Source organism: Leptolyngbya sp. NK1-12 (genome assembly GCF_032598965.1).
Classification (GTDB): Bacteria; Cyanobacteriota; Cyanobacteriia; order Elainellales; family Elainellaceae; genus Elainella.
This window is the reverse complement of the sequence record NZ_CP053586.1, coordinates 595,116-609,749: the sequence shown is the minus strand read 5'-3', so window position 1 is coordinate 609,749 and position 14,634 is coordinate 595,116. Positions and strand designations below refer to the sequence as shown.

At 51.0% G+C, this 14,634-nt stretch carries 15 protein-coding genes; 8 read left to right on the top strand and 7 right to left on the bottom strand.

Annotation, left to right across the window (positions count from 1 at the left end; all coding sequences use genetic code 11):
* Positions 1–93: 93 nt before the first annotated feature.
* Both HJG54_RS02115 and HJG54_RS02110 read right to left on the bottom strand, forming a co-directional pair.
* Positions 94–438, bottom strand: a complete 345-nt coding sequence (locus HJG54_RS02115) for a histidine triad nucleotide-binding protein (RefSeq protein WP_036007912.1) — start codon at positions 436–438, stop codon at positions 94–96.
* A 20-nt stretch (positions 439–458) separates the two neighbouring features.
* Positions 459–806, bottom strand: coding sequence for a hypothetical protein (locus HJG54_RS02110; RefSeq protein WP_316433082.1), 348 nt, complete (start codon positions 804–806; stop codon positions 459–461).
* A 15-nt stretch (positions 807–821) separates the two neighbouring features.
* On the opposite strand from HJG54_RS02110, the gene HJG54_RS02105 reads away from it, so the two are divergent.
* Positions 822–1,352 (top strand): pentapeptide repeat-containing protein, encoded by a 531-nt coding sequence (locus HJG54_RS02105; RefSeq protein ID WP_316433081.1) that lies wholly within the window; start codon positions 822–824, stop codon positions 1,350–1,352.
* A gap of 24 nt (positions 1,353–1,376) precedes the next feature.
* Here the strand turns inward: HJG54_RS02105 and HJG54_RS02100 are convergent, their stop codons facing one another.
* On the bottom strand, positions 1,377–2,810 hold the full coding sequence (locus HJG54_RS02100; RefSeq protein WP_316433080.1) for a sensor histidine kinase: 1,434 nt from the start codon (positions 2,808–2,810) through the stop codon (positions 1,377–1,379).
* A 154-nt stretch (positions 2,811–2,964) separates the two neighbouring features.
* On the opposite strand from HJG54_RS02100, the gene HJG54_RS02095 reads away from it, so the two are divergent.
* From HJG54_RS02095 to HJG54_RS02075, 5 genes are all read left to right on the top strand, one after another.
* Positions 2,965–3,639 carry a response regulator transcription factor gene (locus HJG54_RS02095; RefSeq protein WP_036001312.1) on the top strand — a complete coding sequence of 225 codons (675 nt, stop codon included), beginning with the start codon at positions 2,965–2,967 and terminating at the stop codon, positions 3,637–3,639.
* Positions 3,640–3,771: 132 nt separating this feature from the next.
* Positions 3,772–4,161, top strand: coding sequence for a response regulator (locus HJG54_RS02090; protein WP_316433079.1), 390 nt, complete (start codon positions 3,772–3,774; stop codon positions 4,159–4,161).
* Between the two features lie 66 nt (positions 4,162–4,227).
* Positions 4,228–5,001, top strand: coding sequence for an acyltransferase (locus tag HJG54_RS02085; protein ID WP_316433078.1), 774 nt, complete (start codon positions 4,228–4,230; stop codon positions 4,999–5,001).
* A 199-nt stretch (positions 5,002–5,200) separates the two neighbouring features.
* Positions 5,201–5,473, top strand: coding sequence for a hypothetical protein (locus HJG54_RS02080; RefSeq protein WP_316433077.1), 273 nt, complete (start codon positions 5,201–5,203; stop codon positions 5,471–5,473).
* 15 nt (positions 5,474–5,488) lie between these two features.
* On the top strand, positions 5,489–6,289 hold the full coding sequence (locus HJG54_RS02075) for an FkbM family methyltransferase (protein ID WP_316433076.1): 801 nt from the start codon (positions 5,489–5,491) through the stop codon (positions 6,287–6,289).
* A 33-nt stretch (positions 6,290–6,322) separates the two neighbouring features.
* On the opposite strand, the gene dnaG is transcribed toward HJG54_RS02075, so the two are convergent.
* Entirely contained in the window at positions 6,323–8,278 is a 1,956-nt protein-coding gene (gene dnaG, locus HJG54_RS02070) for a DNA primase (protein ID WP_316433075.1), read from the bottom strand.
* 344 nt (positions 8,279–8,622) lie between these two features.
* On the opposite strand from dnaG, the gene HJG54_RS02065 reads away from it, so the two are divergent.
* Positions 8,623–9,963 carry an N-acetylmuramoyl-L-alanine amidase gene (locus HJG54_RS02065; RefSeq protein WP_316433074.1) on the top strand — a complete coding sequence of 447 codons (1,341 nt, stop codon included), beginning with the start codon at positions 8,623–8,625 and terminating at the stop codon, positions 9,961–9,963.
* Positions 9,964–10,220: 257 nt separating this feature from the next.
* On the opposite strand, the gene HJG54_RS02060 is transcribed toward HJG54_RS02065, so the two are convergent.
* The 3 genes from HJG54_RS02060 to murC form a co-directional block, all read right to left on the bottom strand.
* Positions 10,221–10,568, bottom strand: a complete 348-nt coding sequence (locus tag HJG54_RS02060) for a YbaB/EbfC family nucleoid-associated protein (RefSeq protein WP_036001303.1) — start codon at positions 10,566–10,568, stop codon at positions 10,221–10,223.
* 219 nt (positions 10,569–10,787) lie between these two features.
* Positions 10,788–11,828, bottom strand: a complete 1,041-nt coding sequence (gene murB, locus HJG54_RS02055; RefSeq protein ID WP_316433073.1) for a UDP-N-acetylmuramate dehydrogenase — start codon at positions 11,826–11,828, stop codon at positions 10,788–10,790.
* An 85-nt stretch (positions 11,829–11,913) separates the two neighbouring features.
* Positions 11,914–13,401, bottom strand: a complete 1,488-nt coding sequence (gene murC / locus HJG54_RS02050) for a UDP-N-acetylmuramate--L-alanine ligase (RefSeq protein ID WP_316433072.1) — start codon at positions 13,399–13,401, stop codon at positions 11,914–11,916.
* A gap of 417 nt (positions 13,402–13,818) precedes the next feature.
* Here murC and nadD point away from each other — a divergent pair, with 417 nt between their 5' ends.
* Positions 13,819–14,517, top strand: coding sequence for a nicotinate (nicotinamide) nucleotide adenylyltransferase (gene nadD, locus HJG54_RS02045; RefSeq protein ID WP_316433071.1), 699 nt, complete (start codon positions 13,819–13,821; stop codon positions 14,515–14,517).
* Positions 14,518–14,634: the final 117 nt, after the last annotated feature.

The following is a 14,634-nucleotide window of genomic DNA, read 5'->3' as shown; positions in this document are numbered from 1 at the left end:
TGTCTTTAATATTAAGGAATATGTTGAGATTTGTAAAGTACCGTCAGGATCTTTATTACTACTCCCAAGATTTCCTTAACAATTTGCAATCATTTAGCCTGGAGGCCAGGTCATCTTTCTGCCGCCCAATAGGTGCAAATGCAGGTGGTACACGGTTTGGCCGCCATCCTCGCCGGTGTTGATCACCACCCGATAGCCATTCTCTAGCCCAAGTTGCTCGGCCACTCGCTTTACAGTTAGTAACAAATGCCCCATTAAGGCATGGTCTTGAGACTCAGCATCCGAGAGTTTAGCAATCGGCTGTTTGGGAATCACTAGTACATGCACCGGAGCCTGCGGATTAATATCTCGAAAGGCCAGACAGAGGTTGTCTTCATAGATAATGTCGGCTGGAATCTCGCGGCGGATTATCTTGCCGAAAATCGTGTCATTGCTCATAGCAGTTCGCTCATAGCAGTTCACAAAATTAAACCAAAAAAACGGTAATTTGCTGCCATTCTAAAGATGAGGAAGACTGGAACTTTAGTCAATTTGCTCTCCTGGTCTCCAAGCGATGCAAGTACGTGGGATGAGCGATGACAAACTGGTCTCTGGTCTGTCTCATATTTCGATGAGTGCTTAAGCTCTCCAGCGGTGAACAACGGTGTGGGAGCTTTTTTGTGGGGATATTTAGGGAAATTTTTGTTGGCAGCAGCATTCCTTAACAAATCAATCTGCGCCAGCCTTTCAGGTAGGATTAGTGAAGTGTTTGCACTGGAGAGCGCATTGAGTCTGCGTTGTAGCAGTGCGTTGAATAAGGCAGCCATTTCGCTCGATTTAGCATGATTCCTGAAGGATTGAATTGGATTCAATGGCAGCATTGCTGGCGGCGAGTTTGCACCTGGCTCGGTAGTCTGCTGCTGGCGCTGACATTGGCTTGGGGTTGGCTTTACATTCCCAGTGCCGTCGCGGTTGATTACAATCGGGAGTTTCTCGTCAATGCCGACTTTTCCGGCAAGGATTTAACCGATAACAGCTTCACCAAGGCCAACCTGCGCGGAGCCAACTTCAGTGCCTCCAATTTGCGCGGCGTCAGTTTTTTTGGAGCCAATTTGGAAGGGGCCAACTTGGAAGGGGCCGACCTCAGCTCTACTACGCTGGATTCGGCCCGATTTGTGAATGCGAACCTCAAGAATGCCGTCTTGGAAGGCGCGTTTGCCTTTAACACCAAATTCAATGGCGCTGAAATTGAAGGAGCCGATTTCACAGAGGTGCTGTTGCGGGAAGACATGCAGGAGCTATTGTGCGAAACGGCCAAGGGCGTTAATCCCACTACCGGGCGAGCCACCCGCGAAACGTTGGGCTGCTTTTAACGGGTTGGTGCTAGCTGAGCAATCCTAAAGCTGGTCTTGTGGAATTGTCACAGTTACCGTAGTTCCAACTCCAACTTCACTCTCAATCGCAATCTCGCCTTGATGCAGGTCAAGGCATTTTTTCACGAGAGCCAAGCCCAGTCCGGTGCCGCTGATTGTGGCAGCATTCGTACCTCGCTTAAAAGGTTCGTATAGCAGCTCTTGATCGGCCAGCGAAATTCCGATGCCTTTGTCTTTCACTTCAAAGCTAACGGCCCCTGGTTCACAGATCAAAGTGAAGTAAACGGTGCTCTCGGCTGGAGAGTATTTCAGTGCATTGGAAAGCAAATTGCTGAGGATAGAGTACACCAAACGTTCATCAATTTTGGCATGGGTGGCACTCCCGCGTTGAGCAAACCGAATGGTTCGCTTGCCTTCGGCAACGGCTTGAAAATCTTCGATCAGGTTGAGGCAAAAGGTTTGCATTTCTACTAGAACCGGATCACATTCGAGTTCGCCTGCGTCGGCCCTCGCGATCGTCAGCACATCCGTGAGCAGTTGGGTCATCATTTTGACCGAGGATTGAATTCGGTGTAGATGTTTCAGCTTTGTGGGTTCAAGCTGAGGGCGCAGGGTTTGCTCCAGCAGTTGAGCCGAGCCGAGGATGAGGCTGAGTGGGGTGCGGAACTCGTGCGAAATCATGGAGAAAAATTGCAGCTTCATTTCACTCAGCCCTTTGGCATGGGCCATGATGCGTCGCTGCATTTCGGCAAACTCTCGCCGTCGCTTCTGTCGGTAAAGCAAGAGATAGATGCCAGAAAAGATCAGCAGCGTCAGGGCAGCCCCTAGAGTCTCGATCAACAGACGCGACTGCAAATCTGTCTGAGCACGCTCCACCTGAGATTGTAAAGTTTGTTCAATCACAGTTCGGAGGGCAATAATTTGCTGCCGCACTTGGCGTTGCTTCTGCCGGATTTGGATGATAACTGGATCTTGAGCCGTCAGGGGCACTTGAGTTTGCTGAAACTGGGCAATTGCCTGTTCACTCAGCGTCAAATATTCAGCCACGAGCGGTTCGAGTTGCTCCAATTGCTCTAGCTGATCGGGAAAGGGACCTAGAGACTGGTGCAGTTGGCCCAGCAGCAACTTGATGGGTTCTACGGCAGTTTGGTAGGTTTCTAGTTCTGTAGTATCGCTGTAGAGGTAGTAGCCCCTGCGGCTGTAGTCAGCTTCGGAAAGAGCAAGCAACAGATCGTTGAGGTTTTGAACCGCCACCTGAGTTTGGTTGACCTGTCGAGCACTTTGCCTGAGTTGGCTCGTATTGAGGTGCGAAATCAGGCCCAATCCTCCGAGCAGCATCAGCGCTACGGCATAACCCACGGTGACTCGCTTTCCACCTAGAGAATAGCGCTGATAGATTCTTAATAGTCTGGGTGGCAGTTTGGCTTTTATCCGTTCAATTAGGCCGTAAGTAGACATATGATTGCTGCATCAGGATTTAGAATATAGGCGCTGTACAGAAGAAACCGGCAGAATAGATCAAAGACTGATGATCAGTAGGCCAATATCAAAAAAGAACTGATTAGATGAAAGATCTATCCTGACCAACCCCGATCCGGAACCCCAATTTGCCATGCGTATTTTGGTCGTTGAAGATGATGTCCAAATTGCCGATATGCTGTCGGAAGCACTGACCAGCCGTCAGTATGCAGTCGATGTGGCTCAAGATGGTGAAGAAGCATGGGATTGGGTTAGGGCCTTTGAGTATGATCTGGTTTTGCTGGATGTCACCCTGCCGAAGCTGAATGGGATTCAGTTGTGTCACCGTCTGCGCGAGCGTAATTCTGCAATTCCTGTTCTGATGCTAACTGCCCGCGATACGATTGCCGACAAAATTGTCGGCCTCGATGCTGGAGCGGATGACTATGTGGTCAAACCGTTCGACTTAGAAGAGCTAATGGCGCGAGTGCGGGCACTGCTGCGACGCGGCGGCTCAATTCAACCCAACCTCAAATGGGGCAGTTTGCGTCTCAACCCTAGCACCTATGAAGTCACCTACGACGATCAGCCCGTGACGCTGACGCCGAAAGAATTTACCCTGCTGGAACTGCTGATTACTAGCGGTCGGCGGGTGTTAAGTCGGCCTGGGATTATTGAGCGCATCTGGTCTTCAGAGGATCCGCCTACCGAAGAAGCCGTCAAAACCCATATCAGAACCCTGCGTCAAAAACTCCGTTCTGCTGGTGCCCCCAATGATCTCATCGAAACAGTTCACGGTTTGGGCTACCGCATGAAGCAGCTTGATTGAACCTCGGTTCTGAGTCTGCAGCCTGAATCTAGATTTGCAAGCATATCCCCCCGAAATCTTCCCACTTCGCCCCCAAATTCCTAACCTCGACTCGATACCTTGAGAGTAAAGGAATTCGCAGGGAGTGTTTCGGTGTCAATCATTCTCGTCGTTGAGGACAATCCGCTCGTGCAGGATCTGCTGTGCGACATGTTGGAAAGCTACGGATTTCAAGTCGTAAGCGCCAACGACGGCATGATGGGGCTGCACAAAATCAAACAGCAACTCCCGGATCTAATTATCTCAGATCTGGACATGCCGCGCCTCAATGGTTTAGAGATGTTGCGAGTATTGCAACAAGACCCGATCACTGCCGCCATTCCTTTTATTGTGTGTAGCTCCGAAACCGATCGGAATACGCATCATTTGGCTCTCAATCAGGGTGCATCTGCTTTTCTTCATAAGCCATTTGATCTGGTCCGACTCATTCGCACAGTTTTAACTCAAATCGAAGGTAACCCAACTCCAGCGCAACAAACTTAGGAGGCCAGTTTTGGTTTACCGAGGTTACAGAATTCGAAATTTATTGCAGTGAAACTATCAAAAATCATGGTGACTATTCAGTCTGTTTCGGCCCAATTCGCACCTAAAATTCATCGGCAAACTCGTTCTAACCGGTGGTCGCGAGTGCAGCAGGAGCTAATTACGGGATTGGCGGGCTGGCTGCCCAAAAAACCAGGTATTCTGCTGCGGCGTCTGCTATATCCTCGGCTGTTTGCTCGGATGGGCAAGGCTGTCAGCGTGGAATGGGGCAGCGATTACCGGGGAACACAGCAAATCGAGATTGGCAACAATGTATTTCTAGGACGTACAATCTGTCTCGATGCTGACGTGCGGGGCGGCCAGATTCAAATCAATGATGATACCTATATTCTCGATAATGTGCGGATGTTTTGCCACCTTGAGTACGGCAAGATAATTGTGCGTGAGAACGTTGGCATTGACCGGGGTGTGGATATCAAAGCCCATGGAGGTCGGGTTGAAATTGGTTCTGGGAGCTATATTGGTCCCTATGTCTGTTTAGCTGGGCCGGGCCACATCAAAGTGGGTGAGAATTGCATGATTGCTGCCCATTCTGGCATCTACGCTAATAATCACATTTTTGTCGATCCAATGACTCCGATTAAGGATCAGGGCACTACAAACGAAGGCATTGTGATCGAAGATGACTGCTGGCTCGGAACAGGAGTCAAGGTCTTAGATGGGGTCACGATCGGTCGGGGTAGCGTGATTGGGGCTGGTGCTGTTGTCACCAAGGATATCCCGCCTTATTCGGTTGCGGTCGGTATTCCTGCCATGGTGATTTCTCAGCGGAATAAATAGCTAACTTAACCTTCGATTCAATCCTGAAATAGGGCGGTTGGAAACATTAAATTGATTTTTTTGCAACTTCAACCTGAGTTCCACTCAACAACGTACTAATCTAATTAGCTAGAACGCGGCTTAGAGCAAAAAAACACGGTCCGCAATATCAATTTAGACACACTATTCTCGACTTCAACACAATCAAGAGGGCATCAGAATGTATATCATCAGCGTAGATCATCAAGATTGGCTCGTAGGCGACTCGAAGGGATGGCTGACTACAACCCCGCTTCGTTCTCTAGCAGCAGTGTACCTGACCTTGTCGGCCGCTCAAGAAGCCGTCGCGTACTACGCAAGTAGCTACACTAATGTAACATTCGCGATCTATCCGCTGGATGGTCAAGCACCAATTTTGGATGAATCTACCGCGAGTGATTTGCTGCTCAATAACTCAATGATTGATGGTTCAACGATGATGTCAGCCCGCTAGCGGCACTCCACCTATATGCTGTTTCCATTCATCTCGAAGCTTGCTAGTCGGTTGGGCTACCAGATTACCAAACAGTCCGCCTCAGCGGTTGGCTTTCCACCTATCGAACTTCCCTTTATCGACCTGCTGGATTTAATTGTGCGAGATTATCAGCAGCACAATCCAGAGATGTTCTTTATTCAGATTGGTGCCCATGATGGCTCCTCGGTTGACCCCATCTCTCAACTGGTTCGTAACTGCCAATGGCGCGGCATCCTGGTTGAACCCCAACCCCAGACGTTCCAGAGCTTGCAGCAGAATTACCAAGACCAGCCGCAGTTAAAGTTTGAGAACGCTGCAATCAGTGCGGAAGATGGCACCGTCACCTTCTATACGGTTCGTTCTGATAGAGGTGAATTGCCGTTTTGGCTCTCCCAATCTGCAAGCTTGAGCAAAGAGGTGGTGTGGGGTGCCCTCTACTACTGGCGCAACGTTAAGCAATTGGAGGCGATTCCAGAGGATCTAGAATCGATGATTCAGGAAATAGCTGTACCGGCATTGACGCTCGAGTCGCTGCTGAACAAGCATGGAGTGGATCGGGTTGACCTGCTGGTGATTGACACGATGGGCTTCGACTATGAGATTCTCAAGATGGTGCCGTTTGAGCATATTAAGCCTGCGATTATCCATTTTGAGCATAGTTTTCTGTCTCCTGCTGAGCAACAAGCCTGCTTCCAGTTTTTGGCTGAGCAGGGCTACAGTTTGGCGAAAGTGGCAGTGGACACGATTGCCTGGCTCCAAGCACCGACCCGTCGTTGGTCGATTACCAGTTGGTAGGCCAATAGGCAATAGGTGGAGTAGTGGTTCAAATCAAGGCTGTGACAGCCCAAGTGCTTCCTGAAACTCACCAATCCAGGGAATTTGAGCTAGATCTTCAAACGTCACTTGCCGCTGCTGACGGTCGAGTTCTTCAATGCGTTGGGTCTCAGCATAAATTTGCTGCTGGTAATACTGAGCCAGATCAGATGTAAGGTTGTCGTCGGTTTGCTTCCACAGATCGAGGAAATGCCGCCGCCGCTTTTCGCACATTACCCGCTCCATGCTAGCAATTGCCGTGCGCACGACTAACGGTGCCCGCAGTAAATCCCGCTGACTCTTTTCGTCGAGTTGAAACAATGGCTGCACTGCCGCAAGTTGATGTTGAGCAGCCGTGGATTCGGTCAGTTCGGCATCATAATCCTGTAGGCGAGAAACTAGATCAACGGCAGTTTCGGTTTGTTCTAGGTTGAGGATCTGCTGCCACAGCGTGCGGTGATGCGACAGGCTAAAGTCGAGATCGCGCTCTTCTAAGGAGGCTTTGATCAGCGCTCGGTAGTCGGGCAAATGCAGATAGAGCCGCAAAAGCTGTGCTTCCGATTCTTCCAGCAGGGTGCGATCTCCCGGTCGCTGCCATTTCTGGGACCGTCCGTGCCAGCGTTGTCCCCGTACTTGGGTGCGCAGATCTTCTTCGATCCGCAGAGTGAGTCGGGCATCACCTTGGCTCAGCAACTCAGCACAGCGGTGAATGTAGTGGGTGCGCAGGGTGGCATTGGGGAGGTTGCCCAGCAGTTTGACGATGGCTTGGCTGCTCTGCTGGAACTGGTCCGCCTGGTTCAGATCGGCCTCGGCCAAAAGCTGCAGAATCTGCCAGTCTAGCCACAGCGGGGCCTGATCGAGCAGAGTCTGATACTCGGCGGCAGTGTGGGTTTTGAGAAACTCATCTGGGTCTTTGCCCTGCGGCAGGTTGAGAATGCGCAATTGCACCTCCCCCTGGTAAGCCAGATCGGCAACTTCTCCGATTGCCCGTTCGGTGGCTTTGGTGCCAGCCGCATCAGCGTCGAAGTTAAACACAATTTGCTTCGATTCGGTATAGCGCAGCAACTGCCGTACCTGAACTGCACTCAAGGCCGTTCCCAAGGCGGCAACCGCGTTGGTAATTCCAACTGCATGCAGGGCAATCACATCGAAGTAACCCTCCACGACTACAGCTCGGTCTAGTTTGGCAATTGCGGCTCTGGCCTTATCGAGGGCAAATAGGGTTTTGCCTTTGTCAAACAGTTCGGTTTCTGGCGAGTTCAGGTATTTGGGCTGCTCGTTGCCCAAGGCTCTGCCGCCAAATCCAATCACGCGCCCCTGTAAGTCATGAATCGGAATCATCAGTCGGTCGCGGAAACGGTCGTAGTAGCCTCGCCCTTCTGAGCGCGGTACAATCAGGCCAGCCTGTTCGACTAGCTCCACTGGAAACCGCTTTTGTTCAATTAGATAGCCATATAGGGTTTGCCAACCGGCGGGGGCATAGCCAAGCTGAAACTGCTGGATCGTTTCCTGGTTTAGCTGCCGCTGCTCGGTCAGGTAGGTGAGGGCGGCATGACCATCGGTTTGGTGCAGGGCGTGCTCATAGAATTTGGCTGTCAGAGCCAGCACTTCGTAAAGTTGTTCACGCAAGGATAGCTGCCGCTGAAGCTCCTGCCGCTGGGCCGGCTCTAGCGTTTTCACCGGCACCTGATAGCGCCGCGCCAACTCCAGTACCACATCGGCAAACGACTGCTTGCCAATTTCCATCAAAAACTTGATCGCGTTGCCGCCCGCGCCACAGCTAAAGCAGTAATAGAACTGTTTTCCCGGACTGACGCTAAAGCTAGGCGATTTGTCGTCATGAAACGGACATAGCCCGGTAAAGTCTTTGCCGCGTTTGCGCAGTACAACATGTTCCGAGATGACATCAACAATGTCTACTCGTTGCTTCACGGCTTCAACCGTGTCTGGATGCAGGCGGGGAATGTCCATAACCCATCTTAGTGGCAAATCGGAGAGGCAGACTGGGATTCTACTACATCTAGTGTCTAAAATCTGTAGAGTTTGGATGATGCACTCAACAGCTGCACTCAACAGCTGCACTCAACAGCTGCACTCAACGCTGCTCGCAGTGCCAATTAACACGCTGATATCGAACGGCACAGTTGCGGCAAGGTTGGAGATTGATTGTGAAGTTTTGCGTGATCGAGGAGCGGTTCACCCAGACTTCGGCCAAGATTTTGCCAAAATCAACAGCAGCATTTGCGCCAATTCACCGGAAAACTGCTATCCCTTTAAGGATTAGATTGGTAGTTCTAGATGTGGAAGGAAGTCAGATGGGACGAGTTTTTGTAGCCGTGGGATACGAGGAGCCTGGAGAGCATCTGAGTGGCGTCAATCTAGCGGCTGCCGTTCAAGCCGTGAGCCTGATGCAGGATCTAGTGGTGCAATATCTGCGAGCCAATCAATACGAAGCCGCAACCGTACCTCAAGAACTGACGCCAGAGCAAACTATCGCCTGGATCAATCGCTATGCTGAGGCTGGCGATGTGGCGATTCAGCTTCAAATCAGCAGCGCTATCAACCCCAATCTGCGGGGTACTCGGCTTTATTACATTACAGCTAACGATCAGCGCCGTGCCCAAGCCGACCAGCTCTTACAAACCTTGCTGCGCCGTGCGCCTCAAATCCTCAGCCAAGGCGTCAAGCCCGATACCGTTTGCTCTTTGGGATATGCAGCCTTTTGTCGCCAGCTTGTGATTCCGGCTCTGGTCCTGAACATTGGATATATGACCAATCCGGAGGACTACCAAATTCTGCAAGCCCAGCGGCAGGACGTAGCGTTAGGCATTGCAGAAGGATTGGCCCTTTGGAGTCGTTCGGTGGCTGGGACGGCAGCTTTGAATCCGGTGCCCACCTATCCGGCGATCAACATCAACCTGAACGGTGCCTTAGTTTATGGGGAAGGGATCATTGCCAATGGAAACTTCTATATTCCGATGGATCTCGTCGATCAGTTGGGGATTGATTTACCGCTCGATGCCTCGATTCGCCGCCTCAGCTACCGCAATATCGTCTATGTCCGCGCTATAGATTTACGCGAATTCAACCTATCGCTCCATCCTGACAAAGATAGCCACACGCTGATTCTGCGCTCGATGCCAATCGCCTACCCTGGACAACTGGATCGAATTATGGGGCGCGGTTCTGCTTCGGAAGTGCAGCTATTGATGTTTCTCAAAAGCCATAACTCAGAAGGGTTCACCCCTTTTGTAGAACTGCCCAAACTCTATCGGGAAGAGGCAGCCATCGAGGGTGTGAATGCCGATATTGCCTTTGCGCAAATGTGCGTGGAGACCGATTTTCTGCGATTCGACCGGCTAATGAAACCAGAGCAGTATAATTTTGCTGGACTGGGCGGCATCGGTGATGCCCCTGAAGGAGCCAGTTTCCGGGATGCTCGAATTGGGGTAAGGGCACAAATTCAGCACCTCAAAGCCTATGCCAGTACGGAGCCGCTGGTACAAGAGAGCGTCGATTCGCGTTTCCGGTTTGTGCGGCGAGGCGTAGCTCCGTTGCTGGATCAGTTGAGCGGGCGCTGGTCTGCCGATCGGCACTATGGGGACAAGATCAAAGCGGTGCTGCGGTTGCTGTACGAATCGGCTGGTTTCCTGTAGCCCCTATCAGGGAGACGAGCTGGGAATGCAGCGCAACCCAAGTCTGTTTAGAATTTTGTGACTATCTCGCTTTCTTTAGTGCGCTTGAGTGGACTTACTCCGCTAGTGCGCAATTCATTGACGAGCGAGTGATGCAGTACCGCGACACAAACAATGAACAAACGCAAAAAATAGGGGGCCATAACAGCCCCAATTAAACTACTGATGCTAAAAATGATGCTAAAGAAGTAGCGCGAACTCTAGCTGCAGCCCGCTCTCTACAGTCCAGGCAAATTCAGGCCGTCTGTTAGTTCTTCCATGCGCTGCCGCATCGTTGCGGTTGATTTATTGTAGGCATCCTTCATAGCAGCCAACACCAGGTCAGAAAGCACTTCTACACCTTCATTTAGGGCATCCGCCGCGATTTCTACCCGCCGAGGTTCTTGGTTGCCGCTCAAAACAACTTTGACTAGGCCGCCGCCAGACTCGCCCTCGATCTCCATCACTTCTAATTCTTCTTGCAGCCTCTTTGCCCCCTCTTGGACTTGCTGCGCTTTTTTAAATGCTTCGGTCAGTTCCTTCATTTTGCCCAAACCGAAGCCAAAGCCTTGTCCTTGTTTTGACATAACGTTTTGCTGAGTGTGGTTCGACTGTTATCTTAACAACGATCGTCGCGGAACGACAGATCCCGCTAAATTGTGTAATTTACCGCAACGGAAGAAATAGTGCTATTTACTAGCTATTTACTACCTATTTACTATCAATTGCCAGCAGACAAAGTGCAGCCAATAGAGCGCAGACAGCTTGCCCACAGCCGCCAAATCATAAGTGAACTGCTGACCGACTCAAGCCAACTGAAATTCACCCAGCATTTTCACCTCTGGTTCGAGTTGCAGCGACCAGTGTTGTTCTACCTTCTGCTGAATGTGATGAATCAACTGGAAAATATCGCTAGCGCTGGCTCCACCGCAGTTGAGAATGAAATTGGCATGTCGCTGAGCAATTTGCGCTCCGCCAATCTGATAGCCCTTCAGCCCTGTTTGCTCAATCAGCCAACCGGCCTTATAGGGAGTCGGATTGCGAAAGACGCTACCGCAGCTCGGTAAATGATAGGGTTGGGTGGTACGACGCTGAGTCATGTGGGCTACCGTCTCGGTCATGACTTGTTCGGGGCTGTGACCGGGCTGGAGTTGCAGCGTCGCTTGAGCGACCAGCTTCATCATCTGGGCTTTGGAAGGATACTGAAGCTGTAGGGCGGATGTGCGGTAGCCGAAGTCTAGTTGGTTGGGGGTTAGAATTGTTGAATTGCCATCAATCGATAGCACTTCTGTGTCAACCAGAATGTCGGCGGCACAGGATTGGTGAGCACCTGCGTTCATGACAATCGCACCTCCAACGGTTCCCGGAATGCCGACAGCCCACTCCAAACCCCGCCAACCCCGTTCTGCGGCTCGCCAAGCTAAACGTGCAATCGGTTCACCCGCTGCTGCGATCACTTGACCATTAGCCTCATCAAAATAGGCGTAGCGCAGTCGCCGCGTGCCAATTACCAATCCGGGTAGCCCCCGATCGCTAATCAACAAATTGCTGCCTGCTCCCAACAGGGTAATCGGCAAGCCGCGTGAGTTGGCCCAGTCCAAACTGGCTTGCAAATCTTCAGTACAGCGAGGCGCAACATATAATTCAGCCGGACCACCAACCTTGAAGGACGTGAGTGTAGAAAGTGGCACCTGGGGCTTAATCAAGCAATCTGTACCAGGGAGGCGAATTGCCTGAAGCTGCCGCCCCAACGGCGCAAACCAGGAGTGGCCCGCATCTACCATGAGCGATTTAGTTACCTTTGCAGCAGAGGAATGAATGCTCGGTGAGTCTTGGGAAAGAGCCATGATCGTATCGAATTAAATGATGTAACAAGTAAATTAGGTCAATGAAGTTCAGATCACCGCTTTATCGGCTGACTATAACTCGACACTAGGCCGAACCACAGTAAACCTGCGAGCGACTTTGTTCCACCTGCTGATAAAACGTCACTAATTCTGGAATGACCCGATTCAGGTTGCCTGCACCCAGAAATAGAACTAAATCTCCCGGCTCAAGCGTTTCCATCAAGTAGGCCGAAACTTCTGGCAAGGTTGGTTGATAGATCACTGAAGCCTGATGAGCCGCAATTGCATCGGCAAGCTGCTGTCCGGTCACTTGTCCCAAATTGGCTTCTCCAGCGCTATAAATATCGGTCGTAATGACTAAATCGGCATCGGCAAATGCTTGAGCAAATTCGTCGAGAAACGCAATGGTGCGGCTGTAGCGGTGGGGCTGAAACACGGCAACGACCCGCCTGTAACCGGTGCTATCTTGAACTCGCAGCCGAGCTGCTGCTAGCGTGGCCCGAATTTCGCTGGGATGATGAGCATAGTCATCAATAAACAGAATTTGATTCGCTTCACCTCGCCGCTCGAACCGCCGCCGTGCTCCCTCGAAGGTCGCCAAACCAGCGACAATTTCAGCAAAATCCAATCCCAGTAGTCGCCCTACCGCAACGGCTGCTAGCGCATTACTGAGGTTGTGTTGCCCCAGCAGTTTCAGATTCAACTCTCCTAAAATGACATCTCGCTCCCAAACTCTGGCCGTTGTACCATCAGCGCCATAACTGACCTGATCGACAGTGTAGTCGGCGGAGGAATTGGGCTGGAGGCTGTAGCTCACCGCTGGTTTCAAGAGCTGCACGGCAGGACTGTCAATACAGCCCACCAGCGTCTGACACTGGACCGCAAAAGTTTGAAAAATTTGAATCACTTCATCGAGGCTGGCGTAGTGGTCGGGGTGATCCAGTTCAATGTTGGTGATCACGCCAATCTTGGGAGCAAATTTCACCAGCGATCCGTCCGACTCATCGGCTTCTGCCACCAAGTAGGAGCCTTGACCAACGCGGGCATTCCCTTCCCAGGCGTTGACTTCTCCGCCCACCACAATCGTTGGATCGAGGCCAGCCTGCCACAGCAAATAGCCAATCATACTGCTGGTTGTCGTTTTGCCGTGGGTGCCTGCAACTGCAATCCCATCCGACTCCCGAATTAGGGCCGCCAGCACATCCGAGCGGTGAAAAATGGGGCAACCCAGATCCAGGGCGGCCTGATATTCCGCATTGGCTGCATTCACGGCAGTTGAACAAATGACCTGCGGTAGCAAGCCCTGGGCAACAGTGGATTTTGCTTCCGGTTTGGCACTTGCAGAAATTGCTGGAGAGATAGTTTGAAACGCTGCTAAATTGGCCGCTTCTTGACTCCAAAAGATATGAACTCCATTCTCTTGTAAGCGCTGCGTAATATGATTCAAACAGAGATCAGAGCCAGAAACAGGCAGCTTACGTTTGGTCAATACGTACGCGAGAGCCGACATGCCAATTCCACCAATACCGATGAAATGGAAGGGTCTCCCGCTGAAGTCTATGGAATTCAGCATCACAGCTCCTTAACACACCACACCACACCAAACAACACGCGATATCATAGCAAGAATTGCTTTTTGTGCGATATATTTTCTTGCTCAAATTTCCTCAGTTGTGGTATACCCCCTTGTCCGAAATTTAGCTGAACCAGTCGGTCAGTCAGTTAACCGAACCGGATGGTTAATCTTACCCAGTATCCAGGATTTAGAAGCATTTTTTCAGCAATCTTTGTACCCAAATACTTAGGATGCTTTGGATTCTACCGGATTCCTCCGATAAATCATAGATTTGCCTCGAATCAAGTAGCTGTCGCAAGTTATCTCTGTAGCCATTCCTCAAGCAAATCCTCAATCAAAGTTGAGCAAAATTGAATTAGCGGGTAACTTCACTCGCAATCGATCCAATTCCGGAAAGCAACCCAGGTTGCTTCTATGCAAAAAATAGCCATCTTCGGCGGTACATTTAATCCGATTCATTGGGGGCATCTGCTGATGGCAGAAACCGCGTTGAGCCAGATCGAACTGGATCGGATTATTTGGGTTCCCACCTATCACCCGCCCCACAAACTAAATGCAGAAATGCTGCTGAGCTATGACCACCGCCTTGAAATGGTCCAGCTTGCGCTCGATCAGCATCCTAACTTTGAGGTTTCCCAGATAGAAGAGGTAGAACAGGAGCAGTCTAGCAAGTCCTATGCTGTTGACACTTGGCGCAGGTTGCAATTGCTCTATCCCGACGCGCTCTGGTACTGGATCATTGGTTTAGATGCGTTTCAAAGCTTGCCGCGCTGGTATGGCCAGCGAGAGCTAGCTCAACATTGCCGTTGGCTGGTGGCCCCTCGGCTCGATGCCAATCTGTTAACGGCAGGCTCGTCGCCAGCAGATGGAGTCGAATCCATCGCAATTAAATCTACCGAAACGGTTTGTGCGCGGGTCGCTGACGCTTTAGCGACTCTCTCGATTCAGATGCACTGGCAAGTGTTGCCAATGCCGCTGGTCGAAATTTCCTCTAGCCTGATTCGCCGATACTGCCGCCAACAGCGCTCCATTCGCTATTTGGTGCCCGAATCAGTCCGGCTCTACATTTTGCAGCACCAGCTCTACGCTGAAGCCTCTGATCCCCATTCTTAATCGCCTCCTGCACCCTTCACTGCTTTCTTGATCCCCAACCTGCACAGTGAACTTGAGAGCGATACCCTTAAGCGGTATTATGGGGAGTATTACTACCTATTTAGTATTACAACAGAG